This window comes from Lelliottia sp. WB101 (assembly GCF_003051885.1).
Classification (GTDB): domain Bacteria; phylum Pseudomonadota; class Gammaproteobacteria; order Enterobacterales; family Enterobacteriaceae; genus Enterobacter; species Enterobacter nimipressuralis.
In genome coordinates, this window is record NZ_CP028520.1 from 3,884,997 (window position 1) to 3,908,947 (window position 23,951).

General features: G+C 54.5%; 22 protein-coding genes. 12 read left to right on the plus strand and 10 right to left on the minus strand.

Going from position 1 to position 23,951, the window contains the following annotated elements:
- Window positions 1–83 precede the first annotated feature (83 nt).
- Window positions 84–530 carry a YccF domain-containing protein gene (locus DAI21_RS18935; protein WP_107703917.1) on the plus strand — a complete coding sequence of 149 codons (447 nt, stop codon included), beginning with the start codon at window positions 84–86 and terminating at the stop codon, window positions 528–530.
- Between the two features lie 19 nt (window positions 531–549).
- On the plus strand, window positions 550–2,712 hold the full coding sequence (gene yccS, locus DAI21_RS18940; protein ID WP_107703918.1) for a YccS family putative transporter: 2,163 nt from the start codon (window positions 550–552) through the stop codon (window positions 2,710–2,712).
- On the opposite strand, the gene DAI21_RS18945 is transcribed toward yccS, so the two are convergent.
- Window positions 2,669–3,295, minus strand: a complete 627-nt coding sequence (locus DAI21_RS18945) for a TfoX/Sxy family DNA transformation protein (RefSeq protein ID WP_107704294.1) — start codon at window positions 3,293–3,295, stop codon at window positions 2,669–2,671. The genes yccS and DAI21_RS18945 overlap by 44 nt on opposite strands.
- Before the next feature lie 218 nt (window positions 3,296–3,513).
- Between DAI21_RS18945 and sulA the strand changes: the two genes are divergently transcribed.
- Complete coding sequence (gene sulA / locus DAI21_RS18950; protein WP_102105589.1) at window positions 3,514–4,023, plus strand: SOS-induced cell division inhibitor SulA; 510 nt, start codon at window positions 3,514–3,516, stop codon at window positions 4,021–4,023.
- Between the two features lie 356 nt (window positions 4,024–4,379).
- Window positions 4,380–5,435, plus strand: coding sequence for a porin OmpA (gene ompA / locus DAI21_RS18965; RefSeq protein ID WP_107703919.1), 1,056 nt, complete (start codon window positions 4,380–4,382; stop codon window positions 5,433–5,435).
- Window positions 5,436–5,498: 63 nt separating this feature from the next.
- Here the strand turns inward: ompA and matP are convergent, their stop codons facing one another.
- Window positions 5,499–5,951 (minus strand): macrodomain Ter protein MatP, encoded by a 453-nt coding sequence (gene matP, locus DAI21_RS18970; protein WP_100780685.1) that lies wholly within the window; start codon window positions 5,949–5,951, stop codon window positions 5,499–5,501.
- 186 nt (window positions 5,952–6,137) lie between these two features.
- Here matP and DAI21_RS18975 point away from each other — a divergent pair, with 186 nt between their 5' ends.
- Together DAI21_RS18975 and fabA are read left to right on the plus strand one after the other, a co-directional pair.
- The gene (locus DAI21_RS18975) at window positions 6,138–7,898 is read left to right on the plus strand and encodes a Lon protease family protein (RefSeq protein ID WP_107703920.1); all 1,761 of its coding nucleotides are present in this window, start codon (window positions 6,138–6,140) and stop codon (window positions 7,896–7,898) included.
- Between the two features lie 68 nt (window positions 7,899–7,966).
- On the plus strand, window positions 7,967–8,485 hold the full coding sequence (gene fabA, locus DAI21_RS18980) for a bifunctional 3-hydroxydecanoyl-ACP dehydratase/trans-2-decenoyl-ACP isomerase (protein ID WP_064325594.1): 519 nt from the start codon (window positions 7,967–7,969) through the stop codon (window positions 8,483–8,485).
- 76 nt (window positions 8,486–8,561) lie between these two features.
- Here fabA and rmf read toward each other — a convergent pair whose 3' ends face one another.
- The 6 genes from rmf to rlmKL form a co-directional block, all read right to left on the minus strand.
- Window positions 8,562–8,729 (minus strand): ribosome modulation factor, encoded by a 168-nt coding sequence (gene rmf, locus DAI21_RS18985; protein WP_100780687.1) that lies wholly within the window; start codon window positions 8,727–8,729, stop codon window positions 8,562–8,564.
- A 254-nt stretch (window positions 8,730–8,983) separates the two neighbouring features.
- A complete protein-coding gene (gene pqiC, locus DAI21_RS18995) occupies window positions 8,984–9,550 on the minus strand; it encodes a membrane integrity-associated transporter subunit PqiC (RefSeq protein ID WP_102105591.1) in 567 nt (188 codons plus the stop codon).
- Window positions 9,550–11,187 carry an intermembrane transport protein PqiB gene (pqiB, locus tag DAI21_RS19000; RefSeq protein WP_100780689.1) on the minus strand — a complete coding sequence of 546 codons (1,638 nt, stop codon included), beginning with the start codon at window positions 11,185–11,187 and terminating at the stop codon, window positions 9,550–9,552. Before pqiB ends, pqiC begins: the two co-directional genes overlap by 1 nt.
- A 4-nt stretch (window positions 11,188–11,191) precedes the next feature.
- Window positions 11,192–12,445: a membrane integrity-associated transporter subunit PqiA gene (gene pqiA, locus DAI21_RS19005; RefSeq protein WP_100780690.1), complete on the minus strand. Its 1,254-nt coding sequence runs from the start codon at window positions 12,443–12,445 to the stop codon at window positions 11,192–11,194.
- A 13-nt stretch (window positions 12,446–12,458) separates the two neighbouring features.
- Window positions 12,459–14,366, minus strand: a complete 1,908-nt coding sequence (locus DAI21_RS19010; protein ID WP_107703921.1) for an ABC transporter ATP-binding protein — start codon at window positions 14,364–14,366, stop codon at window positions 12,459–12,461.
- A gap of 12 nt (window positions 14,367–14,378) precedes the next feature.
- A complete protein-coding gene (gene rlmKL, locus DAI21_RS19015; RefSeq protein WP_107703922.1) occupies window positions 14,379–16,487 on the minus strand; it encodes a bifunctional 23S rRNA (guanine(2069)-N(7))-methyltransferase RlmK/23S rRNA (guanine(2445)-N(2))-methyltransferase RlmL in 2,109 nt (702 codons plus the stop codon).
- Between the two features lie 104 nt (window positions 16,488–16,591).
- On the opposite strand from rlmKL, the gene DAI21_RS19020 reads away from it, so the two are divergent.
- Window positions 16,592–17,701 (plus strand): YcbX family protein, encoded by a 1,110-nt coding sequence (locus DAI21_RS19020; RefSeq protein ID WP_107703923.1) that lies wholly within the window; start codon window positions 16,592–16,594, stop codon window positions 17,699–17,701.
- Here DAI21_RS19020 and zapC read toward each other — a convergent pair.
- Window positions 17,698–18,240 (minus strand): cell division protein ZapC, encoded by a 543-nt coding sequence (gene zapC / locus DAI21_RS19025; protein ID WP_100780694.1) that lies wholly within the window; start codon window positions 18,238–18,240, stop codon window positions 17,698–17,700. The two genes, DAI21_RS19020 and zapC, sit on opposite strands and share 4 nt — an antisense overlap.
- Before the next feature lie 165 nt (window positions 18,241–18,405).
- Window positions 18,406–19,416 (minus strand): quinone-dependent dihydroorotate dehydrogenase, encoded by a 1,011-nt coding sequence (pyrD, locus tag DAI21_RS19030; protein WP_107703924.1) that lies wholly within the window; start codon window positions 19,414–19,416, stop codon window positions 18,406–18,408.
- 247 nt (window positions 19,417–19,663) lie between these two features.
- Here pyrD and ssuE point away from each other — a divergent pair, with 247 nt between their 5' ends.
- Genes ssuE through ssuB form a run of 5 tightly spaced genes read left to right on the plus strand, consistent with a single transcriptional unit; the run spans window position 19,664 to window position 23,890 of the window.
- A complete protein-coding gene (gene ssuE / locus DAI21_RS19035; RefSeq protein WP_100780696.1) occupies window positions 19,664–20,239 on the plus strand; it encodes an NADPH-dependent FMN reductase in 576 nt (191 codons plus the stop codon).
- Window positions 20,232–21,182, plus strand: a complete 951-nt coding sequence (locus DAI21_RS19040; RefSeq protein ID WP_107703925.1) for a sulfonate ABC transporter substrate-binding protein — start codon at window positions 20,232–20,234, stop codon at window positions 21,180–21,182. The genes ssuE and DAI21_RS19040 overlap by 8 nt, the downstream gene beginning before the upstream one ends.
- Window positions 21,179–22,324 carry an FMNH2-dependent alkanesulfonate monooxygenase gene (ssuD, locus tag DAI21_RS19045; protein WP_100780698.1) on the plus strand — a complete coding sequence of 382 codons (1,146 nt, stop codon included), beginning with the start codon at window positions 21,179–21,181 and terminating at the stop codon, window positions 22,322–22,324. The genes DAI21_RS19040 and ssuD overlap by 4 nt, the downstream gene beginning before the upstream one ends.
- A gap of 10 nt (window positions 22,325–22,334) precedes the next feature.
- Window positions 22,335–23,126 carry an aliphatic sulfonate ABC transporter permease SsuC gene (gene ssuC / locus DAI21_RS19050; RefSeq protein WP_107703926.1) on the plus strand — a complete coding sequence of 264 codons (792 nt, stop codon included), beginning with the start codon at window positions 22,335–22,337 and terminating at the stop codon, window positions 23,124–23,126.
- Entirely contained in the window at window positions 23,123–23,890 is a 768-nt protein-coding gene (ssuB, locus tag DAI21_RS19055) for an aliphatic sulfonates ABC transporter ATP-binding protein (RefSeq protein WP_107703927.1), read from the plus strand. The genes ssuC and ssuB overlap by 4 nt, the downstream gene beginning before the upstream one ends.
- The last annotated feature ends 61 nt before the right edge of the window (window positions 23,891–23,951 follow it).

The following is a 23,951-nucleotide window of genomic DNA, read 5'->3' on the forward strand; positions in this document are numbered from 1 at the left end:
TAACCGCCAGTTTTCAGGTGCTCCAGCCTAAAAAAACGTTACAATCATCAGGCTTTAATCATATCGAAAGGAAGTGAGGGTTTATGCGTACCGTTCTGAATATTTTGAATTTTGTCCTTGGCGGTTTTGCCACCACTCTTTCCTGGCTTTTCGCCACTCTTGTCAGCATCGTGCTGATCTTCACGCTTCCCCTGACGCGTTCATGCTGGGAGATCACCAAACTCTCCCTGGTGCCCTACGGAAATGAAGCGGTTCACGTTGATGAACTCAACCCGGACAGCAAAAGTGTGCTGATGAATACCGGCGGCACGTTGCTTAATATTTTATGGCTGATCTTCTTTGGCTGGTGGTTGTGCCTGATGCACATCGCGGTCGGGATTACCCAGTGTATTACGATTATTGGTATCCCGGTCGGTATCGCCAACTTCAAGATTGCCGCGATTGCGCTCTGGCCCGTCGGTCGCCGCGTGGTTCCCGTGGAAGTCGCCCGGGCCGCACGTGAAGCCAATGCCCGTCGTCGTTTTCAGTAAATAAGGATACGCCGCCTTTATGCTAAGCCCTTTGCTTCGCAGATACACATGGAACAGTGCCTGGCTCTATAACGTCAGGATTTTTATCGCGCTTTGCGGTGCGGCTGCCGTGCCGTGGTGGCTGGGTGAGATTAAGCTCACGATCCCTCTCACTCTGGGAGTGGTAGCCGGAGCACTGGCGGATCTGGACGATCGTCTGGCCGGGCGGCTGCGTAACCTGGTGATTACGCTGATCTGCTTTTTCATCGCCTCCGCGTCTGTAGAACTGCTCTTCCCGTGGCCCTGGCTTTTTGCCCTTGGGCTGATGATCTCGACCAGCGGTTTTATTTTGCTGGGCGGGCTGGGGCAGCGCTACGCCACGATTGCCTTTGGCGCGTTATTGATTGCGATCTATACCATGCTGGGCGTTTCCCTTTACGACCAGTGGTATCAGCAGCCCCTGCTGCTGCTGGTGGGCGCAATCTGGTATAACCTGCTGACCTTAACCGGTCACCTTATCTTTCCGATTCGCCCCTTGCAGGATAATCTCGCCCGCAGCTACGAGCAGCTGGCGCACTACCTGGAACTGAAATCCAGGCTTTTCGATCCCGACATTGAAGAAGAGAGCAAGGCGCCGCTTTACGATTTGGCGCTGGCTAACGGCCAACTGGTTACCACGCTGAATCAAACCAAAGCCTCTCTGCTGACGCGTCTTCGTGGCGATCGCGGCCAGCGCGGCACGCGGCAAACGCTGCATTACTACTTCGTCGCCCAGGATATACATGAGCGCGCCAGCTCATCGCATATCCAGTACGCCGCGCTGCGCGAGAAGTTTCGCTATAGCGACGTGATGTTCCGCTTCCAGCGGATGCTGTCGATGCAGTCTCAGGCCTGCCAGCAACTTGCGCGATCGATTCTGCTGCGAACCCCCTACCAGCATGACCCTCGCTTCGAGCGTGCGTTCAGCCATCTTGATGCGGCGCTCGATCGGGTGCAGGCCAGCGGCACATCGCCAGAACAGATGAAAGCGCTGGGGTTCTTGCTCAGCAATTTACGCGCCATCGATGCGCAGCTAGCGACTATTCAGTCTGAACAGGCGCTGTCAGTGCCGGGTAGTGAGGTCGAAAATCAGCTTGCCGATGACAGTCCGCACGGCTTCGCGGACATGTGGCTGCGGTTAAGCCGCAACTTCACGCCGGAATCGGCGCTGTTCCGCCATGCCGTGAGAATGTCTGCTGTGCTGTGCGTCGGTTACGCCTTTATCCAGATAACCGGCCTGCATCACGGCTACTGGATTTTGCTCACCAGTCTGTTTGTTTGCCAGCCGAACTATAACGCCACCCGCCATCGACTGGCGCTACGCGTGATCGGCACGCTGGTCGGCGTCGCAATCGGCCTGCCGGTGCTGTACTTTGTTCCTTCCGTTGAAGGGCAACTGATCCTGATAGTCATTACGGGCGTGCTGTTCTTCGCCTTCCGTAATGTTCAGTATGCCCATGCCACCATGTTTATTACCCTGCTGGTGCTGCTGTGCTTTAACCTGCTGGGCGAAGGGTTCGAAGTCGCCCTGCCACGCGTGATCGATACGTTGATAGGCTGCGCGATTGCCTGGGCCGCGGTCAGTTTTATCTGGCCGGACTGGCGTTTTCGCAATCTGCCACGCGCCCTGGATCTCGCCATGAATGCGAACTGTCGCTATCTGGATGCGATCCTTGAGCAATATCATCAGGGCCGCGATAACCGTCTGGCGTATCGCATTGCCCGACGGGATGCCCATAACCGCGATGCAGAACTGGCGTCGGTGGTGTCAAACATGTCAACGGAGCCGCGTGCTACCGCAGAAATCCGGGAAGTCGCCTTTCGTCTGCTGTGTCTGAACCACACCTTCACCAGTTACATTTCAACGTTGGGCGCGCATCGTGAGCAGCTAACCGATCCGAACATCCTCGCTCTGTTGGATGACGCGGTATGCTACGTTGACGATGCTCTCCATCATCGTCCCGCAGACGAACCGCGCGTGCAGAGTGCCATAGACGAACTGAGCCAGCGCATTGCGCATTGCGATCCTGGTACGGATAACAAGGCGCCACTCATACTCCAACAAATCGGTCTGCTCATTGCACTTCTGCCCGAAATCTGCCGGTTGCAGCAGCAGATTGCTACCTATCGGAATGATTATCCGGCAGTACAGGAAGCGCATTAAACCACTCCGTTAGCTCCCGGCGTCTGACCGTCGGGAGCGCAGCTTCATGCGTTCCTTCTATTGCCCCTGCGAGCGCAAACAACACTCTGATCCCCAGGTTCTTATTTCTGGCCCTGATTTTCAGCCAGCACTCCTCTGCCCCTAGCGCCCTCAGCATGGTTTCGCTGGTGACGCCAGCTTCGCAGAGAAGCACTTCAATCTGAAACGTCAGGTTGGGCAAATCTTTGAGTCGCCGCCTCTGATGCCGTAGAGAGCGCTCCTGACGGGCGGCTTCAAGTGCAAAACTGGAAAGTTGCAATAACCTTTCCCTGTCCTGCCATAGCCCGTCATCCACCCGGTAATAGTTCAGCAGTACAGGCCTACCCCGTTTCAACAGGGTTAAAAATGAAGAGGACTGTTTTACACAGTACTGAGCGCTTTGTTCACAGGCACGCAGGTAAAGCTCGCCATCAGAGACCATCGCAAACACGGCTTCATTCACCGCCAGGGTATACCCACCGAAAAGGGCACGATGATGGATTTCACCCAACGGAGAGAGGTATTCCTGGGACTTATAGATCCGTTCATAAGATATCTTTTTCATGATATTCACCATATAAATCAAACATTAACGATGTGTTTTTCTTACTACCGGATCCGTTAGCAGGAAAATAGAAAACTTATTGTCACTCGGCAAGATTATTTTGCAGGACACGCCAATATCGAACCAATTTTGCGAGACGCTTTCCGAAAATGAGGTTGATCTTTAGACGTACAGGGGTTACTGTATATTCATACAGTAACTACAGGGCTGGAATGATTATGCACACTTCAGACTATGCAAATCGCTTAACCTCTTTTTCTTCTTCCGCGGGTAATGGCGCGCAGAAAACCTCCGGGCGTGTTTCTACCGGTTTGATCAGTGAAATCGTATATCGCGAAGACCAGCCCTTGATGACGCAGCTGCTTTTATTGCCGCTTTTACAACAACTTGGTCAGCAGTCACGCTGGCAGCTGTGGTTAACCCCGCAGCAGAAATTGAGCCGCGAATGGGTGCAGTCGGCGGGTCTGCCGCTCACCAAAATGATGCAGAGCAGCCTGGTTTCGCCATGTCATACGGTTGATTCGATGGTTCGCGCTTTGCGCACCGGAAATTACAGTGTGGTAATCGGTTGGTTGTCAGAGGAATTGACGGAGGAAGAGCATTTTCGTCTGGCTGAAGCTGCTGAAGAAGGTGATGCGATCGGGTTCATTATGCGCCCAATTCGTCTTGATTCTCTCGGCAGAGGACACCTGTCCGGGCTAAAAATTCACTCTAATTTGTATCATTGAGTAAATTTAAGAGTATTCCTGGAACTTTTTTTGACAGTCGTAAGTGCAAATAGTTCCCTGACTAAAAACTTCGTCAACGCTTGTCTGGCGCGGTTTCCGTTAATTTTACTGCATAAAATACTCGCAAAAAATGTTAAATATTTTGTATACGGAACTTTTTTTTTCATATGCCTGACAGAGTTCACACTTGTAAGTTTTCAACTACGTTGTAGACTTTACATCGCCAGGGGTGCTCGGTCTAAGCCGAAGATATCGGTAGAGTTACTAGTTTGAGCTCGCCCCCCGGTGAAGGATTTAACCGTGATTTCTCGACGAGATCTTCATGGCGATTTTTGGATGATAACGAGGCGCAAAAAATGAAAAAGACAGCTATCGCGATTGCAGTGGCACTGGCTGGCTTCGCTACCGTAGCGCAGGCCGCTCCGAAAGATAATACCTGGTATGCAGGTGGCAAACTGGGCTGGTCTCAGTTCCACGACACTGGCTGGTACAACAGCTCCCTGAACAACGATGGCCCAACTCACGAAAGCCAGCTCGGTGCAGGTGCGTTTGGTGGCTATCAGGTTAACCCGTATGTTGGCTTTGAAATGGGTTACGACTGGTTAGGTCGTATGCCATACAAAGGCGACACCGTTAACGGCGCATTCAAAGCTCAAGGCGTACAGCTGACCGCTAAACTGGGTTACCCAGTGACTGACGATCTGGACGTTTATACTCGTCTGGGCGGCATGGTATGGCGCGCTGACTCCAGCAACAGCCGTTCTGGCGACGACCACGACACTGGTGTTTCTCCAGTATTCGCTGGTGGCGTAGAGTGGGCAATGACCCGTGACATCGCTACCCGTCTGGAATACCAGTGGGTTAACAACATCGGCGACGGTAACACCGTTGGCGTTCGTCCTGACAACGGCATGCTGAGCGTAGGTGTTTCCTACCGTTTCGGCCAGCAGGAAGATGCAGCTCCGATCGTTGCTCCAGCTCCGGCTCCAGCTCCAGAAGTACAGACCAAGCACTTCACTCTGAAGTCTGACGTTCTGTTCAACTTCAACAAAGCAACTCTGAAACCAGAAGGTCAGCAGGCACTGGATCAGCTGTACACCCAGCTGAGCAACCTCGACCCTAAAGATGGTTCTGTAGTTGTTCTGGGCTTCACCGACCGTATCGGTTCTGACGCATACAACCAGAACCTGTCCGAGAAACGTGCTCAGTCTGTAGTTGATTACCTGGTATCTAAAGGTATCCCAGCTAACAAGATCTCCCCACGTGGTATGGGCGAATCTAACCCAGTGACTGGCAATACCTGTGACAACGTGAAAGCTCGCGCTGCACTGATCGACTGCCTGGCACCAGATCGTCGCGTTGAGATCGAAGTTAAAGGTATCAAAGACGTTGTAACTCAGCCTGCGGCATAAGTTATCGTCTTATAAAAAAACCCCGCTATGCGGGGTTTTTTATTGGCTGAAGAAAATGAGAAACTATTTTTTACCCAGCATCGCCTGAAGGTCATTTTTAAGCGTAGACATCTGGCTCGCGTATTTCTCTTTATGCTCCGCATCTTCAATGAGCTGCACGATCGTTTCCGATAAGGTTTTCCCGCGCCGTTGAGCAAGCCCCGCTAATCGCTGCCAGACCATAAACTCCAGGTCGATAGACTTCTTACGGGTATGCTGATGCTCCGCGTTGAAATGGCGTTTGCGGCGCGCACGAATGGTCTGCTTCATGCGGTTTAGCAGAGCAGGATTGATGTGTTTCTCGATCCAGCCGTTGACCTGCACCGGCTCATTTTCGAGGGTCAGCAATAAATCTACCGCTTCTTTTGCAGCACTGGCTTCGATGTAGCAGGTGATCAGCTCGCCTTCTCGATGCTTTTTGACCAGATACTTCCATTTCCAGCCGCTTTCGAGATTTTCCAGTTGTTGATATTTCATCGCGATCTCAGTGTTACCTCGTAACTATGTTCAGAATATCAGTTTTTTGGCAATCTGCTGAAAAGAAATCATATCCAGTGACCCCTTACCGCGCATTCCCCGCCTGAAATCCCTAATACCACGTGGGAATGGGTCAAGGCTTGCGGTATAATCCACCGTTTTACATCTAACTAAAAAACATCAACTTTGACCATTACGAAACTAGCATGGCGTGACCTGGTTCCTGATACTGAGAGCTATCAGGAACTGTTTGCACAGCCAGACCTCGCAAAAGAACACGACTTCATCCTTAGCGATACGCAACCGCGTTTACATTACGCGCTTGAACAGACGTTAAGCCCATGGACAACCTCCCCCTTCATGTTACTGAAGGCGCCAGAAGAAGCTGAATACCTGGCTCTGATGGCCGATGCCGTGCGTCAATTGCAACCAGAAACGGACACCGTTTTTGGCGGACAATATCGTATCGTGGGAAGTGATGTCACTTTCGAACCCGCCACGCAGGCTGATAATAATTTTGCCGCTACCGGCGAGGTCATTACCGCCGAGTGGGCCGAAGCGGAGCAATTGTTTGGCTGTCTTCGTCACTTTAACGGTCAGCTCAGTATCCAGCCGGGACTGGTGCACAAAGCCAATGGCGGTGTCCTGATCATCTCTCTGCGAACGCTGCTTGCACAGCCGCTGCTGTGGATGCGTCTGAAGAACATTGTGGCGCATCAGCGTTTCGACTGGATTGCCTATGATGAGTCCCGCCCGCTGCCTGTCGCTATTCCATCGATGCCTCTGTCACTGAAAGTGATTTTGACAGGCGATCGTGAGTCTCTGGCGGATTTCCAGGAGATGGAACCGGAACTTGCCGATCAGGCCGTATACACCGAATTTGAAGATAACATCCAGATCGCCGATGCAGACGACGTGACGCAATGGTGCCAATGGGTGCTGGCCGTCGCGGCACGTTATGCTCTTCCGATCCCTGCCGCAGATGCCTGGACAGGTCTTATTCGTGAAGCTGCACGTGACACGGGCGATCAGGAAACTCTGCCACTCTGTCCGCTGTGGATCAGCAAGCAACTGCGCGAAACAGGTGTCATTAGCGGGCCGGGTACTTTTACCGGTGAGCAGTTCGCCCAGATGCTGGCACAGCGCGAATGGCGGGAAGGATATCTCGCGGATCGTATGCAGGATGAAATCCTGCTGGAACAGATCCTCGTGGAAACCGAAGGCGAGCGTGTGGGGCAAATCAACGCCCTGTCCGTCATTGAGTTCCCTGGTCATCCGCGTGCCTTTGGCGAACCTTCACGTATCAGCTGCGTCATCCACATTGGCGACGGCGAATTTACTGACGTTGAGCGCAAAGCCGAGCTGGGCGGCAACATTCATGCTAAAGGCATGATGATTATGCAGGCCTTCCTGATGTCACAGCTTCAGCTGGAGCAACAGCTGCCCTTCTCCGCCTCACTGACCTTTGAGCAGTCTTACAGTGAAGTGGACGGCGACAGCGCGTCTATGGCCGAGCTTTGTGCTGTTATCAGTGCGCTTGCGGATGTGCCGGTTAACCAGAGCATTGCTATCACCGGCTCTGTCGATCAGTTTGGTCGCGCTCAGCCGGTTGGCGGTCTGAATGAGAAAATCGAAGGCTTCTTCTCTATATGCCAGCAGCGTGGATTGAGTGGCAAACAGGGCGTGATTATTCCTGCGCCAAACGCACGCCATCTGAGCCTGAGCCAGGCGGTATTGGATGCGGTGTATGCAGAGCAATTCAGTATCTGGGCCATCGACGATGTCACGGATGCGCTACCCTTACTGACAAATCAGGTCTGGGATGGCGAAGTGCAAACAACGCTGATGCAAACTATCCAGGAGCGTATCGCGCAGGCGATGCAACAGGATGCTCGTCATCGTTATCCATGGCCGTTACGCTGGTTAAGCTGGTTTAGCCCGAACTGATCGGACTTGTTCAGCGTACACGTGTTAGCTATCCTGCGTGCTTCACTAAAATAAGGCTTACTGAGAACATGGTAGATAAACGCGAATCCTATACAAAAGAAGATCTTCTTGCCTCTGGTCGTGGTGAACTGTTCGGCGCTAAAGGCCCGCAGTTACCGGCACCTAGCATGCTGATGATGGACCGTGTCGTGAAAATGACCGAAACCGGCGGCAACTTTGACAAGGGTTACGTGGAAGCGGAACTCGATATCAATCCAGACCTGTGGTTCTTCGGTTGCCACTTTATCGGCGATCCGGTAATGCCTGGCTGTTTAGGCCTGGATGCGATGTGGCAGCTGGTTGGCTTCTATCTCGGATGGCTGGGCGGCGAAGGTAAAGGTCGCGCGCTGGGCGTGGGTGAAGTGAAATTCACCGGTCAGGTTCTGCCTTCCGCGAAGAAAGTTACCTACCGTATTCACTTCAAACGCATCGTGAACCGTCGTCTGGTGATGGGTCTGGCAGACGGTGAAGTGCTGGTTGATGGCCGTGTGATCTATACCGCCAGTGACCTGAAAGTCGGTCTGTTCCAGGACACTTCTGCGTTCTGATTTTGCTTAAGTAGTGCTTGAGCAACTAAGGCGAAACCTCCGCATGGCGGAGGTTTCTGTTTTTAAAGAGACGTTATCAAGCAAGAAGTACCCTGTCTCCGATGGCTTCTCGCCAGCCTCCCAGCCATTGTGACCTTTGATTTATCGTCTGATAAGGACACATTTCTTTTGAGCGTCCAGCGATGCCAGCCTGATAACCACGTTGATGAGCCCTTTCCAGGCGATCTCGTTTCTGTCTCTTCATGCCTCGTTTCCCTCATTCTTTGGTCTGGTGGAAAGAAAACAGTGTATGCAAAACGTGCAAACACAGATAACGAATAACCCGAATCACGCCATGCGTCAATGCGCAAAATTCACGCCAGTGTCATATTTGTGAGCTACACAGAAGATCATTTGTACAAAAATTGTGAGCTGGAACAAGTAACAGCCTGAACAAAAACCGAAAAAAAAGCCGCCATCAGCGAAACGCGGATGGCGGCTTAACATCATGAATTTTGCTTATGGCAGGCGAGAAATCTCCTGGGCGATGCTGGCAGATTCCTGTGCCCAGCCCTGGGCCAGGGCTTTCACCATAGCGTCGTAACCATCCTCCTGCTGTTTCAGCTCAAGATGGAACGGGCGCTTAATCAGCTGCCCCTGATGGTTTAGCAGCCACTCACCGCTGATCACCACTCTGCCATCGTAGCGTCCATGGAAACCCGTCACATTGACGTTGAGGGTATCCTGGTCGCTGCCCAAAGGCTGTGAGGCAACAACCCATCCGGGCAACTGGCTGCTCAGGTTCGCCACCAGCGTATTGCGCAGCTGTTGATCCAGCGGGCTGGCCCACAGATTGTTATTCGCAATCACATACTGCACGTCGCTGGTCTGATACACCACACCGTTGCCGGCGAGGGAATCGGGGATCGTGACCTGCTCAACCCACAGCAGGCGATGTCCCTGGCTGGCGCTGCTTTGCCCGCCCGTCTGAGCCCCCATCGGCAACTGGTAGTAACTCTTGGTATCGCTTCCTGAACTACAGGCCGTTAAAACCAGTGCTCCGACGATTAATAGCCATTTTTTCATTATTTTGCCCTCTTCGGCTCAGGATCTTTTTTGTCCTTCGCTTCAAATACCAGCGCGTTGCTCTTCTCATTCAGCGTTTTCAGAACCGGCTGCAGTTCGCGCAGGACCTGATCCAGGCGCTGCATATCCGCCACCATCTTGTTATACGCCGCCGAACCTGGCTGGAAGCCTTGCATACTGCGGTTAAGCTCACGCAGCGTTTTCTGCATATCCTGCGGAAGCTGCTGCATCGACTGGTTAGCCGTAATTTTGTTGATGTTATCCAGTGTGGTTTGCAGACGACGCATCGTGGCCTGGCTTTCCGTCAGGCTGTTGGTCGCTTGCTCAAGCATCGGATTCAACGGCAGGTTGTTAATCTTATCCAGAGTCTCCATCAGGCGCTGCTGGATCTGCGCCAGACCGCTGCTGACGGTTGGGATAATGGTATAACCACCGAATTCACGCGCACCGGTAATCGCTGGCGCTTTCGGATAGAAGTCCATATCCACATACAGGGCGCCCGTCACCAGGTTGCCGGTTTTCAGCGAGCCACGTAACCCGCGACTCAACAGCTGATTAATATGCGTGCCGATGTCCTGGTTCTGACCAATCTGGGCCAGTAACCGTTCTGGTTCAATGCGGATCAACACCGGGATACGATAGTCGTCATCCAGCACCTGATTCAGACCCGGCACAAAGTACGGCACCTGACCTACTGTACCCAGGCGGATACCACGGAATTCCACCGGGGCACCTGGCTGCAGGCCGCGAACAGAGTCCTTGAAGAACATCAGATAGTCGACATGATCGGTATAGAGCGCATCCTGAATGCTTTTCTGATCGTCAAACAGTCTGAACGCGGTTTTAGGTGCGACCGGCTGCCCCAGATCCATCCCCTCAGGCACGTCAAAACTCACCCCGCCGCCAAACAGCGTGGTCAGAGAACCCATCTCTACGCGCATCCCCGCCGACGTCAGATCCACCGCGATACCGCTGTCTTTCCAGAAGCGTACGTTGCTGGTCACCAGACGGTCGTTTGGCGCATTGATAAACAGCTGATAGCTGATAGTGCGTTTTTGCGCATCGAAGGTACTGGTTTCCACCGAGCCCACGCGGTAACCACGGAACAGCACCGGATCGCCAGGGCTGAGCTGCCCCGCTTTCTTGCTGTCGAGGGTCACCCGGATACCTTTCGCGTCTGGCGGCGCAAGCGGCGGTGCATCCAGCAGTTGATAATGTCCAGGCTGGCTGCCCTTCGCGCCGGGCTGAAGCTCAATGTAAGCCCCGGAAAGCAGCGTACCCAGGCCGCTGATCCCTTCGCGTCCTACCTGCGGTTTGACCACCCAGAAGACGGAATCGCCATGCAGCAGCTTCTCCATGCCGGAATGAAGGCGCGCTTTGATTTCAACGTGCGTGAGATCGTCAGTCAGCGTCGCACTCTCAACGACACCCACGTCAACGCTGCGGCTCTTGATGGTGGTTTTGCCCCCTTCAATGCCTTCGGCGTTAGTCGTGATCAGCGTCACTTCCGGCCCTTGATGGCTGTAATGATAAAACAGGATCCAGGCTCCGATCAGCGCTGTGACGATGGGGAAGATCCACACCGGCGACCAGTTCTTGACCTTCTGCACTTTCGCCTCTCCACTCTTATTTTCCATGCTTTCACTCTTCCTCATGGCTTGACTCTGGCTCACGATCCCAGGATAAACGCGGGTCGAAAGTCAGGGCCGCAAACATCGTCATGACAACGACCAACGCAAACATCAGCGCGCCCATAGCGGGATAAATACTCATCAGTCCACCCATGCGCACCAGCGCGGAGAGAACGGCAATCACAAACACGTCGATCATTGACCAGCGGCCAACAAATTCGACGACTTCATAAATCAGATGCATGCGTTCGCTGTCGCGCTTTCCATGGCCTTTGGCATCCCAGCACAGCCAGGCAATCGCGATCATCTTTAAGGTGGGAACCATAATACTGGCAATGAAAATCACCATCGCCACCGGATAAGATCCCTCGCCCCACAGCAACACTACCCCGGCCAGGATCGTCGAAGGCATTTTATCTCCCAGCAGATCCGTGATCATAATGGGTAAAATGTTGGCCGGCAGATAAAGCATGATGGAGGTGACCAGTAAGGCCATCGTCCATTGCAGACTGTTTTTGCGCCGCACATGCCCCTTGGTGCCACAACGCGGGCACTCTTCCACATCAGCAGGCAGAATGGCGGTGCAGCACGTACAGGAGCGTAATCCCTGGCGAATTCCGGGCACGCCCACTTTAACGGTCTGGTTTAGCGTTGGCGCAGGCGCAATATCATCCCAGGCCCAGCGACGGTCGACGCACTGGAAAGCGCGCAGCTGTAGCATGCAGTACAGACACCAGGGAACAAAACTGCTGCCGATGCCGACATCGCCATAGGCCATCAGCTTCACAAAACTGACCAAAATCCCCGCGAGGAAAATCTCCGCCATCCCCCAGCTTTTCAGCTGGAAAAGAATCCGGGCAAGCAGGATTTTGACTTTAATGGGCATCCGGACGCGGTTTACCAGCAGTAAAATCACGACCAGGCAAAACGCCGGAACGATTTGCACAAAGAGAAGAAAGAAAGTGCCAAGGCTGGCGTAATCTTCCGAGAACATGACGCCTGGGATCTCCAGCAAATTGACTTCGCTGGTCATCCCGCCGACTTTCATATAGATGAACGGAAAAAGATTCGAGAGCAGCAGCATAAACAGTGCCGCAAGCGCATAAGCAGTGGGACGCTGCCTTGGCGCGTCCCACTCTGTCGTCAGCGTTGCCCCACAACGGGGGCATGCCGCCTTATGTCCGTGACCCATCTCAGGCAGCGCCACGAGCATATCGCATTGCGAGCATAAAATATGCCGGTCGGCATGGTGCTGATCACACATCGGGTATCCCTGTTTATGCGCCGTTTTTGAGTGCCTCAAGGTACTCCCAGCGCTCAAATGCCTCTTCCAGCGCCTTTTCGGCCTGGGAAAGCTCTGCCAATATTTTCTGAGTATAGTCGTGTGGCTGGCTAAAGAAGGATGCATCAGCAACTTGAGCCTGTAATGCTTCCAGTTGCGTTTCCAGCTCTTCAAGACGCTGCGGCAATCCTTCCAGCTCGCGCTGCAGGTTATAGCTCATTTTAACCGTCGGCTTTTTGACAGTTTCTGCTTTTGCGACAGGCGGTTGCGATCCCGTTTTAGATTTGGACTGTTTATGCGCTAAGGATTGCGCCTGTTGCCCACGCGCGTCCTGATAACCGCCCACATACTGACCAATACGACCTTCGCCTTCAAAAATCCAGCATTCGGTGACGGTGTTGTCTACAAACTGACGGTCGTGGCTCACCAGCATCACGGTGCCCTGATAGCCGTCGATCAGCTCTTCGAGCAGTTCCAGGGTTTCGACATCCAGATCGTTCGTCGGTTCATCGAGAATCAACAGGTTGCTGGGTTTCAGGAACAAACGCGCCAGCAGAAGTCGGTTACGTTCCCCGCCGGAGAGCGCGCGAACAGGCGTCATGGCGCGTTTTGGATGGAACAGGAAGTCCTGCAGATAGCCCAGCACATGGCGCGGTTTACCGTTAACCATCACCTCTTGCTTGCCCTCTGCCAGGTTATCCATCACCGTTCTTTCAGGATCAAGCTCAGTACGGTGCTGATCGAAATAGGCCACTTCCAGTTTAGTCCCGCAGTGAACGCGGCCGCTGTCAGCCTGTAGCTGGCCCAGCATCAATTTCAACAGTGTGGATTTACCGCAGCCGTTCGGGCCGATCAGCGCAATTTTATCGCCGCGTTGAACCTGCGCGGAGAAATCAGTCACCAGCACTTTGCCGTCGACCTGGTAGTTCACGTTTTCCATTTCGAAGACAATTTTGCCTGAGCGAGAGGCCTCTTCGACCTGCATCTTCGCGCTGCCCATCACTTCACGGCGCTGACTGCGTTCGTTACGCATCGCTTTCAGGGCACGCACGCGGCCTTCGTTACGCGTACGACGCGCTTTGATGCCCTGACGGATCCACACCTCTTCCTGCGCCAGTTTGCGGTCAAACTCGGCGTTTTGCAGCTCTTCAACGCGCAGGTTTTCTTCTTTTTCCAGCAGATAAGTGTCGTAATCGCCCGGATACGTGACCAGCTTGCCGCGATCGAGATCGACAATACGGGTGGCCATATTGCGGATAAACGAGCGGTCGTGCGAGATAAAGATAATGGTGCCATTGAAGGTTTTCAGGAACCCTTCCAGCCAGTCGATGGTCTCGATATCCAGGTGGTTCGTCGGTTCATCGAGCAGCAGCACTTTTGGCCCGCAGACCAGTGCGCGGCCCAGCGCCGCTTTACGCAGCCAGCCACCAGACAGAGAAGCCAGCGCCATATCGGCTTCAAGGCCAAGCTGCTCAAGCACTTCATTGATGCGGTCTTCCAGCTGCCACAGGCCGTGGTGATCCAGCAAATCCTGCAGGCGCGCCATCTCGTTGAGGTTTTTTTCGCTCGGATCGGTCATCACCAGATGCGAAATATCGTGATACCCCTTCAGGTATTCGGCCTGCTCGGAGATCCCTTCGGCGACAAAATCATAGACGCTGCCTGCGACGTTGCGCGGCGGATCCTGTTGCAGACGAGAAACGATCAGATCCTGCTCATAAACGATACGTCCATCGTCCAGACCCTGCTCACGGTTGAGGATCTTCATCAGCGTGGATTTACCCGCGCCGTTACGGCCCACCAGACAGACGCGTTCGTTGTCTTCGATGTGCAGTTCTGTATCGTCGAGAAGTGGCGCATCGCTGAAGGACAGCCATGCGCCGTGCATGCTAATTAATGACATTTAAATTTCCTTTCAGACTGCGGTAATCAACCAGCAGTTGTGAATTTGACGGTTACGGGCGAAGTCCTGAGACAGCGTTTTTTGACTGATTTCTTGTGCTTTCAGCCCCAGTTTTTCCAGCCCGTCATTGTCCATGCGGAAGCCGCGTTTGTTGTTCGAGAACATAATGGTGCCGCCTTTACGCAGCAAACGTTTCAGGTCGGTCATCAGACGCAGGTGATCGCGCTGAACGTCGAAGGTGTCTTCCATACGCTTGGAGTTGGAGAAGGTCGGCGGATCGATGAAGATCAGATCGAACTGTTCATCCGTATCGCGCAGCCAGCCCAGTACGTCGGCCTGCAGCAGACGATGCTGACGACCGGTCAGGCCGTTGAGACGCAGGTTGCGCTCAGCCCACTCCAGATAGGTACGCGACATGTCTACCGTGGTGGTGCTACGCGCACCGCCCAGGCCCGCATGAACGCTGGCGCTGCCGGTATAAGCGAACAGGTTCAGGAAGTCCTTCCCTTTGCTCATCTGGCCCAGCATACGACGCGCAATACGGTGATCGAGGAACAGACCGGTGTCGAGATAGTCTGTCAGGTTCACCCACAGGCGCGCATTGTATTCGCCCACCTCGATAAAGTCGCCCTTATCGCCCATTTTCTGATACTGATTGGTCCCTTTCTGACGCTCACGGGTCTTCAGGACCAGTTTGTTCGGCGCAATGCCCATCACGCCAATTGTCGCCGCGATGATGTCCAGCAAACGCTGGCGCGCTTTTTGGGCATCAATGGTTTTCGGCGCAGCGTATTCCTGCACCACGACCCAGTCCGCATAGCGGTCAACCGCAACGTTATATTCCGGCAGATCGGCATCGTAAATGCGATAGCATTCAATGCCTTCCTGTTTCGCCCATTTTTCGAATTTCTTCAGATTCTTACGCAGACGGTTAGCGTAGTCTTCTGCCACCGTCGATGGCTTGCTGTCGCCATCTTTCTCGGTCAGATGGTAGTTTTTCTGTACGCAGTCCAGCGGGCCGTTTTTGGCTTTGAACTGACGCTCGGCGCGGAGCTGAAGGCAGCTCAGCAGCTCTGGAGAACCGCTAAACAACGACAGATTCCAGCCGCCGAAATAATCCTTCATGGTGCGACCCAGCAGGCTGTGCAGCGCAATCAGCGCCGGTTCGCTATCGAGACGTTCGCCGTACGGCGGGTTACTGATCACCGTACCGTAAGGGCCTTTCGGCAGCGGGTTGGTTAACTGGGAGACGTCTTTCACCTCGAAGTCGATCAGTTCGCCGATACCAGCGCGGCGGGCGTTGCTGCGCGCGCGTTCAATTACGCGAGCGTCGCTGTCCGAGCCGTAGAAACGGGAGGTGTAATCAGCCAGGCCTTTACGTGCACGGACCTGCGCTTCGGCTTTGACCTCTTTCCAGATGGCGTCATCATGCTGTGCCCAGCCGCTAAAGCCCCACTGCCCGCGATGTAACCCTGGCGCGCGGTCGGTGGCCAGCATGGCCGCTTCAATCAGCAAGGTGCCGGAACCGCACATTGGGTCGATCATCGGCGTGCCCGGCAGCCAGCCAGAGCGCATCACAATGGCCGCAGCCAGGTTTTCTTTGATCGGCGCAATACCGGCGCGATCGCGGTAACCGCGCTGGTGCAGGCCTTCGCCGCAGAGATCCAGAGAAATATTGGCGGTCTCTTTATTGAGCCACACGTTGATGCGCAGATCGGGATTTTCACGATCGACGTTCGGGCGCTCAAGATTTTTACGCGTGAAGCTGTCGACGATGGCGTCTTTCACCTTCAGTGCACCGTACTGGCTGTTACGGATTTCGTCGTTCAGCCCGCTGAAATGCACGGCAAAGGTCGCACCCGGGGCGAAAATCTCTGTCCAGTCGATCGCTTGCACACCGAGATACAGATCAAGGTCGCTGTAGACCTTGCAGGCACCCAGCGGCAACATGATGCGCGACGCCAGGCGACTCCACATCAGGCTCTGGTAAATAAGCCGTGTGTCGCCCTCAAAGTGGACACCACCCTGAACCACCTGACACTCAAGCGCGCCAAGGCTTTCCAGTTCAGTTTTTAACAGCTCTTCCAGCCCACGGGCCGTACTGGCAAACAGAGAATTCATATCGTCACTTATTACTCGTAGAAAATTGCTGCGCATTATAGCTAATATGCGCTCTATGTCATAAAGTTGAAGGCTTATTTTCAAATCGTTCGAGGGCGTGAACAGTGGCGACGTTATCCAGGCTTTTTATTCATCCAGTCAAATCCATGCGTGGTATTGGCCTGACCCACGCGCTTGCTGACGTCAGCGGCTTTGCCTTCGATCGCATTTTTATGATTACCGAACCGGACGGCACCTTCATCACCGCCCGCCAGTTCCCACAGATGGTGCGTTTTATCCCGGCTCCGCTGCACGACGGCCTGCATTTGACGGCGCCGGATGGCTCAAGCGTGATTGCACGCTTTACTGATTTTGCCCCCGTTGATGCCCCGACAGAAGTGTGGGGTAACCATTTTACCGCCCGCATCGCCCCGGAAGAGATTAACACCTGGCTGAGCGGTTTCTTCTCCCGCGCGGTGCAGCTGCGCTGGGTCGGCCCGGAGCTTACGCGCCGCGTGAAGCTTTTCGAAGCCGTTCCCCTCTCCTTTGCCGACGGTTTTCCCTATCTGCTGACGAATGACGCCTCCCTGCGCGATCTGCAAAACCGCTGTTCCGCCAGCGTGCAGATGGAGCAGTTCCGCCCGAATCTGGTCGTGACGGGCGCACAGGCCTGGGAAGAAGATACCTGGAAAGTGATCCGTATCGGCAGCGTGATCTTTGATGTGGTGAAACCGTGCAGCCGCTGCATTTTCACCACTATCAGCCCGGAAAAAGGGCAAAAACACCCTTCCGGCGAGCCGCTGAAAACCTTGCAGTCTTTCCGCACTGCACAGGATAACGGCGATGTCGATTTTGGTCAGAACCTGATCCCACGCTCCAGCGGCGTGATTCGCGTCGGCGACGAGATTGAGATCCTCGCAACAGGTCCTGCCCGAGTTTACGGCCCAGGGCCGGAAGAAGAAGCGCTTGAAGCTGAAACGCAGCCTGTCACAAAAGTGACGCTTCAGTGGGAGGGACAAACCTTACCGGGGAATAATCAGCAGGTACTGCTTGAACAGCTGGAACAAGCGGGGATCCGCGTGCCCTATTCGTGTCGTGCGGGGATCTGTGGAAGCTGTCGCATCACTCTGGTCGATGGCGAAGTGACGGCGCTGAAGAAATCAGCCGTAAGCGAAGATGGTACGATTCTGTGCTGTAGCTGCATTCCGAAAACGTCGTTGCAGCTAGAGCGCTAAACAGCCTGTTCGAGGCTAAAGGAATCCATACGCAGTTGCGGTTTAAGCCGGTCGTTCATCACTTTAATCGCATCACCCAATTGCATTGTGCGCCCGGCAATCACCACGCCGGGTTGCGCCAGCAAACAGAGCGCGGCGTTTTCGCCCGGCTCAACCACCAGCAAACTCACCTCTTCCGAAGTATCGCTGAGATTGACGCAGGCCGCATCGCCGGTGACCGGGGACCATGCTTGCCCGTGAGCAAGAAAGTGCCAGCTTTTTGGCATCTGCGGTTTCAGGAAGCGAATCGCCACCAGCGCATTCAGCACCAGCTCGGCACGCTGCTCTTTAGAGAGAATAAGATCGCGACATTTCTCTTCAAAAGAGAAAAACAGGGCTGCATCGTCAACACAAAAGCCTGAGGGTGCAAACGCATCCGGGGTCAGCATTCGGCGAGCAAAACGAGAGCGAAATAACATACCATTGGCTAAATCGAGCATCATTCGATCGTGCTCTTCGCAAAAATACCAGCGCCAGTTATCGTCAGGTTTTATTCGCATTTTCCTCTCCTTCCCCACAACGTCCTGTTCTTAAAATGTCCAAATTATCGCTTCGTTTATAACATCAATAATAAAAGACCATAATGTCTAAATAAGCAACAAAGACGGAATATAAAACAACCAGGGCTGGAAATAAAGCCCTGGTTGTCTGATATGGAGAAAAGATTAGATATGATTAACGATTTCTTTAATCAATTGTGGGCCTTTAAAAATAAAGCCGGAATAGATTTGCACCAGTGAGGCACCTGCCGCCATCTTCTCGCGAGCCGCGATGACAGAGTCGATCCCGCCCACGCCGATGATCGGTAAGCGACCTTTTAATTCCGCCGACAAGGCACGAATAATTTCGGTGCTTTTTAATTGTACCGGACGACCACTTAAGCCACCCATTTCGTCGCAGTTTTTCATTCCCTGCACGAGGGAGCGATCGAGCGTAGTATTGGTGGCAATAACACCATCAATATTATGGCGAACCAAACTGTCGGCAACCTGGATCAATTCTTCGACAGAAAGATCCGGGGCGATCTTAACGGCAATCGGAACATATTTATGATGGGTCGCCTGGAGTTCATTCTGTTTATTTTTAATCGCACTTAACAGATCGTCCAGCGCTTCACCATATTGCAGCGTACGCAAGCCAGGGGTATTTGGCGAAGAGATATTTATCGCGATATAACCGGCATAGGCATAGACTTTTTCCATACAAATCAGATAGTCATCTTTACCCTGCTCAACCGGCGTATCTTTATTTTTGCCGATATTAATTCCTAGCACACCGTCAAAATGGGCTTTTTTAACGTTCTCTACCAGATGATCAACACCGTGGTTATTGAAGCCCATTCGGTTGATCAAACCTTCTGCTTCAACCAGGCGGAACAGGCGCGGCTTGTCGTTCCCGTCCTGCGCGCGCGGCGTCACGGTGCCCACTTCGATGGAGCCAAACCCCATCGCGCCAAGGGCGTCAATGCACTCACCATTTTTGTCGAGACCTGCTGCCAGACCCAGTGGGTTCTTAAACGTCAGGCCCATGCACTGGACAGGTTTTTCCTGCACTTTCTGGCGCACCAGCGCCTCAAGAGGCGTTCCTGTAATGCGGCGTAACTGCTGGAATGTCAATTCATGAGCGCGCTCTGGATCGAGCTGAAAAAGGGCTTTACGAACGAAGGGGTAGTACATGAACTCTCCTGGATTCCGGTATGCAAACCGGACACGGATTATCAGCGATCGCGCCAGGAAAGGGAATTGACCTGTGGCAAAAAATCATCGTAAAGCGCAATCGTTTTCCTTTCTGCCTCTTTCTTATGCAATTTTCGGCATTTTAATTTCAGATAAATCATTTAGTGGAATAACCGTGCAATGTCACACTCGTGAAAATTGTTATGAATGTTAGATAAAAGCAAACAAATAGTTATAAGGAGCAAACATGCGCGTCATCACGTTGGCCGGAAGTCCGCGTTTCCCTTCTCGCTCCAGCGCCCTGCTGGAATACGCCCGCGAACAGCTCAACTCGCTGAACGTCGAGGTGTGCCACTGGAACTTGCAAAACTTTGAGCCGGAAGATCTTCTTTATGCCCGTTTCGACAGCCCGGCATTACAGGCCCTGATCGAACAGCTTAAAGGGGCCGACGGGCTGATCGTGGCGACACCGATCTATAAAGCCTCTTTCTCTGGCGCGCTGAAAACCCTGCTCGATCTTCTGCCTGAACGTGCGCTGGAGGGAAAAGTGGTTCTTCCGCTGGCGACCGGCGGCACCGTTGCGCACATGCTGGCGGTGGATTACGCCCTCAAGCCAGTCCTGAATGCCCTCAAAGCCCAGGAGATCCTGCACGGGGTGTTTGCCGATGACTCTCAGGTGATCGATTACCAGCATAAACCGCAGTTTACCCCGAACCTGCACCTGCGCCTTGATAGCGCGCTGGAAACCTTCTGGCAGGCGTTGCATCGCCGCGATGTGCAAGCCCCCGCCTTTGGCCGTCTGAAAGGAGTCGCCCATGTTTAAATATCTTCTGACCGCCCTGTTCGCTATTTCTGCACTTGCACAGGCGGCGGAACCGGCGCCTGAAAGCCTGCGTATCGGATATCAAAAAGGCAGCGTCAGCATGGTGCTGGCGAAAAGCCATCAGTTGCTGGAGAAGCGCTATCCGGACACAAAATTCTCATGGATCGAGTTCCCGGCCGGGCCGCAGATGCTGGAGGCGCTGAACGTCGGCAGTATTGATTTGGGCAGTACCGGCGACATCCCTCCTATTTTTGCCCAAGCTGCCGGAGCGGATCTGGTTTATGTCGGCGTCGAGCCGCCAAAGCCGAAAGCGGAAGTGATTCTGGTGCCTGAAAACAGCCCGATCAAAACCGTCGCCGATCTGAAAGGCCACAAAGTCGCCTTCCAAAAAGGTTCCAGCTCCCACAACCTGCTCTTGCGCGCCCTTCAACAGGCGGGTCTGACGTTCAAGGATATTCAGCCAGTCTACTTAACCCCGGCGGATGCCCGCGCGGCGTTCCAGCAAAATAATGTTGATGCCTGGGCGATCTGGGACCCGTACTACTCTGCCGCCTTATTACAGGGCGGCGTTCGGGTGCTGAAAGATGGCGAAACGCTGAAGCAGACCGGTTCGTTCTATCTTGCCGCGCGCCCGTATGCGGAAAAGAACGGCGTCTTTGTTCAGGGTGTGCTGCAGACCTTTAGCGAGGCGGATGCGCTGACTCAGAGTCAGCGTCAGGAAAGCATCGCCCTGCTCGCCAAAACCATGGGCCTGCCGGAGCCGGTGATCGCCAGCTATCTGGATCATCGCCCGACGACGGTGATTAAGCCCGTCGACGCTAAAACCGCTGTCCTGCAGCAGCAAACCGCAGATCTGTTCTACGAGAACCGTCTCGTGCCGAAAAAAATCGATATTCGCGAGCGTATCTGGCAACCCTCTGACAAAGAAGGATCGAAATCATGAGTCTGAATCTGTTCTGGTTTTTACCGACCCACGGTGATGGGCATTATCTTGGCACCGAAGAGGGCGCGCGCCCGGTGGACTACGGCTATCTGCAGCAAATCGCGCAGGCCGCCGACAGAATCGGTTTTACCGGCGTGCTGATCCCGACAGGGCGCTCTTGCGAGGATGCATGGCTGGTGGCCGCTTCGATGATCCCGGTCACGCAGCGCCTGAAATTCCTGGTGGCCCTGCGCCCGAGCGTGGTCTCCCCAACCGTTGCCGCCCGTCAGGCCGCGACGCTGGATCGCCTTTCCAATGGCCGCGCCCTGTTTAACCTGGTGACCGGCAGCGACCCGCAGGAGCTGGCCGCCGACGGCGTGTTCCTCGATCACACGGAGCGCTACGAGGCTTCCGCGGAATTTACCCGCGTCTGGCGCCGTCTGCTGGAGGGCGAAACCGTCACCTACGAGGGCAAACATATACACGTTCGCGATGCGAAGCTGCTGTTTGCGCCGGTGCAACAGCCGCGTCCCCCACTCTACTTTGGCGGATCGTCAGATGTCGCGCAGGATCTGGCCGCTGAACAGGTTGATCTCTATCTGACCTGGGGCGAGCCGCCTGAGCTGGTGAAAGAGAAAATTGAGCAGGTGCGCGCCAAAGCCGCCGCGCATGGGCGCAAAGTGCGCTTCGGCATTCGCCTGCACGTCATCGTGCGAGAAACGAACGCCGAAGCCTGGCAGGCCGCCGACCGGCTGATTTCTCATCTGGACGATGACACCATTGCCAAAGCGCAGGCAGCCTTTGCGAAGACTGATTCCGTAGGGCAGCACCGGATGGCCTCCCTGCATAAAGGCAACAAAGATAATCTCGAAATCAGCCCGAATCTGTGGGCGGGTGTAGGCCTGGTTCGCGGTGGCGCGGGTACGGCGCTGGTGGGCGATGGCCCTACGGTCGCGGCGCGGATCAACGAGTATGCCGATCTGGGTATCGACAGCTTTATCTTGTCTGGCTATCCGCATCTGGAAGAAGCATACAACGTCGGCGAACTGCTGTTCCCGCATCTGGATGTGGCTATCCCGGAAATCCCGCAGCCGCGCGCGCTCCAGCTTCAGGGCGAAGCCGTAGCGAATGAGTTTATCCCGCGAAAAGTCGCGCAGAGCTAACGAGGTACGTATGGCAAATCCATCCCAAAAATGGCTGCTGCGTCTGGCCCCCTGGTTTCTGCCCGTCGGCATTGTGATTGTCTGGCAAATCGCCTCGTCCGTGGGATGGTTGTCGAGCCGTATTCTGCCCTCTCCGGAGGGCGTGGTGGAGGCGTTCTGGTCGCTCAGTTCGAGCGGTGAGCTGTGGCAGCATCTGGCGATCAGCTCCTGGCGTGCGCTAATAGGCTTTTCAATCGGCGGCTCGATTGGCCTGACGCTGGGGCTTATCAGCGGCCTCTCCCGCTGGGGCGAGCGTTTGCTGGATACGTCAATTCAGATGCTGCGTAACGTCCCGCATTTAGCATTAATCCCGCTGGTGATTCTGTGGTTTGGCATCGACGAGAGCGCCAAGATTTTCCTGGTGGCCCTCGGTACGCTGTTCCCGATTTACATCAACACCTGGCACGGCATTCGTAATATCGATCGTGGGCTGCTGGAGATGGCGCGCAGTTACGGATTGTCCGGCTTTGCGCTGTTTGTCCATGTGATCCTGCCGGGCGCGCTGCCATCGATTATGGTCGGCGTGCGTTTCGCCCTCGGTCTGATGTGGCTGACACTGATTGTGGCGGAGACCATCTCGGCCAACTCCGGGATCGGCTATCTGGCGATGAACGCCCGCGAATTTTTGCAAACCGACGTGGTGGTGGTGGCCATCATTCTTTACGCCCTGCTCGGCAAACTCGCCGACGTCAGTGCCCAGTGGCTTGAGCGAAGCTGGCTGCGCTGGAACCCGGCCTATTCCACGAAGGAGGCAAACGCATGAATACGGCTCGTTTAACTCAGGGGACACCGCTGCTGCTTAACGGTGTCACCAAACGCTACGGCGATAACACTATCCTGAACGCGCTGGATCTGCATGTCCCTGCCGGACAATTTGTTGCGGTTGTCGGGCGCAGCGGCGGGGGCAAAAGCACCCTGCTGCGGCTGCTTGCCGGGCTGGAGGCACCGAACGGCGGAGAATTGCTGGCGGGCAATACGCCGTTGGCGGATATTCAGGACGATACCCGCATGATGTTTCAGGATGCGCGCCTGCTGCCGTGGAAAACGGTTATCGACAACGTGGGGCTGGGGCTGAAAGGTAACTGGCGGGATAACGCACGTCAGGCGCTGCGCGCCGTCGGCCTCGAAAACCGTGCGGACGAGTGGCCTGCTGCCCTCTCCGGCGGCCAAAAACAGCGTGTGGCACTGGCGCGCGCGTTGATCCATCGGCCAGGCCTGCTGCTGCTGGACGAACCGCTCGGGGCGCTTGATGCCCTGACGCGCATCGAAATGCAGGATCTGATCGCCTCCCTGTGGCAGGAGCACGGTTTTACCGTACTGCTGGTGACGCATGATGTGAGTGAAGCCGTGGCGATGGCGGATCGGGTGCTGTTAATTGAAGAAGGCAAAATCGGCCTGGATCTGGCGGTGGATATTCCCCGTCCACGACGGCTCGGTTCTGTAAGGCTGGCAGAGCTGGAAGCAGAAGTGCTGGAGAGAGTGATGAAGCGTGGGGCAACTGAAGAGAAGGCCCGGCGTCATGCATAAAGAAGGCAATGCTTGAAAGCCTCTCCCGCAGAAAACGGTTAAACCCATAAAGAACGGCAAC

Coding starts and splice junctions, on each gene's coding strand:
- pqiA (WP_100780690.1), bottom strand. CDS start 12,445: ATGTGTGATCAGCACCATGCCGACCGGCATATTTTATGCTCGCAATGC.
- ssuE (WP_100780696.1), top strand. CDS start 19,664: ATGCGCGTCATCACGTTGGCCGGAAGTCCGCGTTTCCCTTCTCGCTCC.
- ssuD (WP_100780698.1), top strand. CDS start 21,179: ATGAGTCTGAATCTGTTCTGGTTTTTACCGACCCACGGTGATGGGCAT.
- zapC (WP_100780694.1), bottom strand. CDS start 18,240: ATGCGAATAAAACCTGACGATAACTGGCGCTGGTATTTTTGCGAAGAG.
- rlmKL (WP_107703922.1), bottom strand. CDS start 16,487: ATGAATTCTCTGTTTGCCAGTACGGCCCGTGGGCTGGAAGAGCTGTTA.
- matP (WP_100780685.1), bottom strand. CDS start 5,951: ATGAAATATCAACAACTGGAAAATCTCGAAAGCGGCTGGAAATGGAAG.
- yccS (WP_107703918.1), top strand. CDS start 550: ATGCTAAGCCCTTTGCTTCGCAGATACACATGGAACAGTGCCTGGCTC.
- rmf (WP_100780687.1), bottom strand. CDS start 8,729: ATGAAGAGACAGAAACGAGATCGCCTGGAAAGGGCTCATCAACGTGGT.
- ssuB (WP_107703927.1), top strand. CDS start 23,123: ATGAATACGGCTCGTTTAACTCAGGGGACACCGCTGCTGCTTAACGGT.
- DAI21_RS19040 (WP_107703925.1), top strand. CDS start 20,232: ATGTTTAAATATCTTCTGACCGCCCTGTTCGCTATTTCTGCACTTGCA.
- pqiB (WP_100780689.1), bottom strand. CDS start 11,187: ATGGAAAATAAGAGTGGAGAGGCGAAAGTGCAGAAGGTCAAGAACTGG.
- DAI21_RS18935 (WP_107703917.1), top strand. CDS start 84: ATGCGTACCGTTCTGAATATTTTGAATTTTGTCCTTGGCGGTTTTGCC.
- ompA (WP_107703919.1), top strand. CDS start 4,380: ATGAAAAAGACAGCTATCGCGATTGCAGTGGCACTGGCTGGCTTCGCT.
- fabA (WP_064325594.1), top strand. CDS start 7,967: ATGGTAGATAAACGCGAATCCTATACAAAAGAAGATCTTCTTGCCTCT.
- ssuC (WP_107703926.1), top strand. CDS start 22,335: ATGGCAAATCCATCCCAAAAATGGCTGCTGCGTCTGGCCCCCTGGTTT.
- sulA (WP_102105589.1), top strand. CDS start 3,514: ATGCACACTTCAGACTATGCAAATCGCTTAACCTCTTTTTCTTCTTCC.
- pqiC (WP_102105591.1), bottom strand. CDS start 9,550: ATGAAAAAATGGCTATTAATCGTCGGAGCACTGGTTTTAACGGCCTGT.
- pyrD (WP_107703924.1), bottom strand. CDS start 19,416: ATGTACTACCCCTTCGTTCGTAAAGCCCTTTTTCAGCTCGATCCAGAG.
- DAI21_RS18945 (WP_107704294.1), bottom strand. CDS start 3,295: ATGAAAAAGATATCTTATGAACGGATCTATAAGTCCCAGGAATACCTC.
- DAI21_RS19010 (WP_107703921.1), bottom strand. CDS start 14,366: ATGTCATTAATTAGCATGCACGGCGCATGGCTGTCCTTCAGCGATGCG.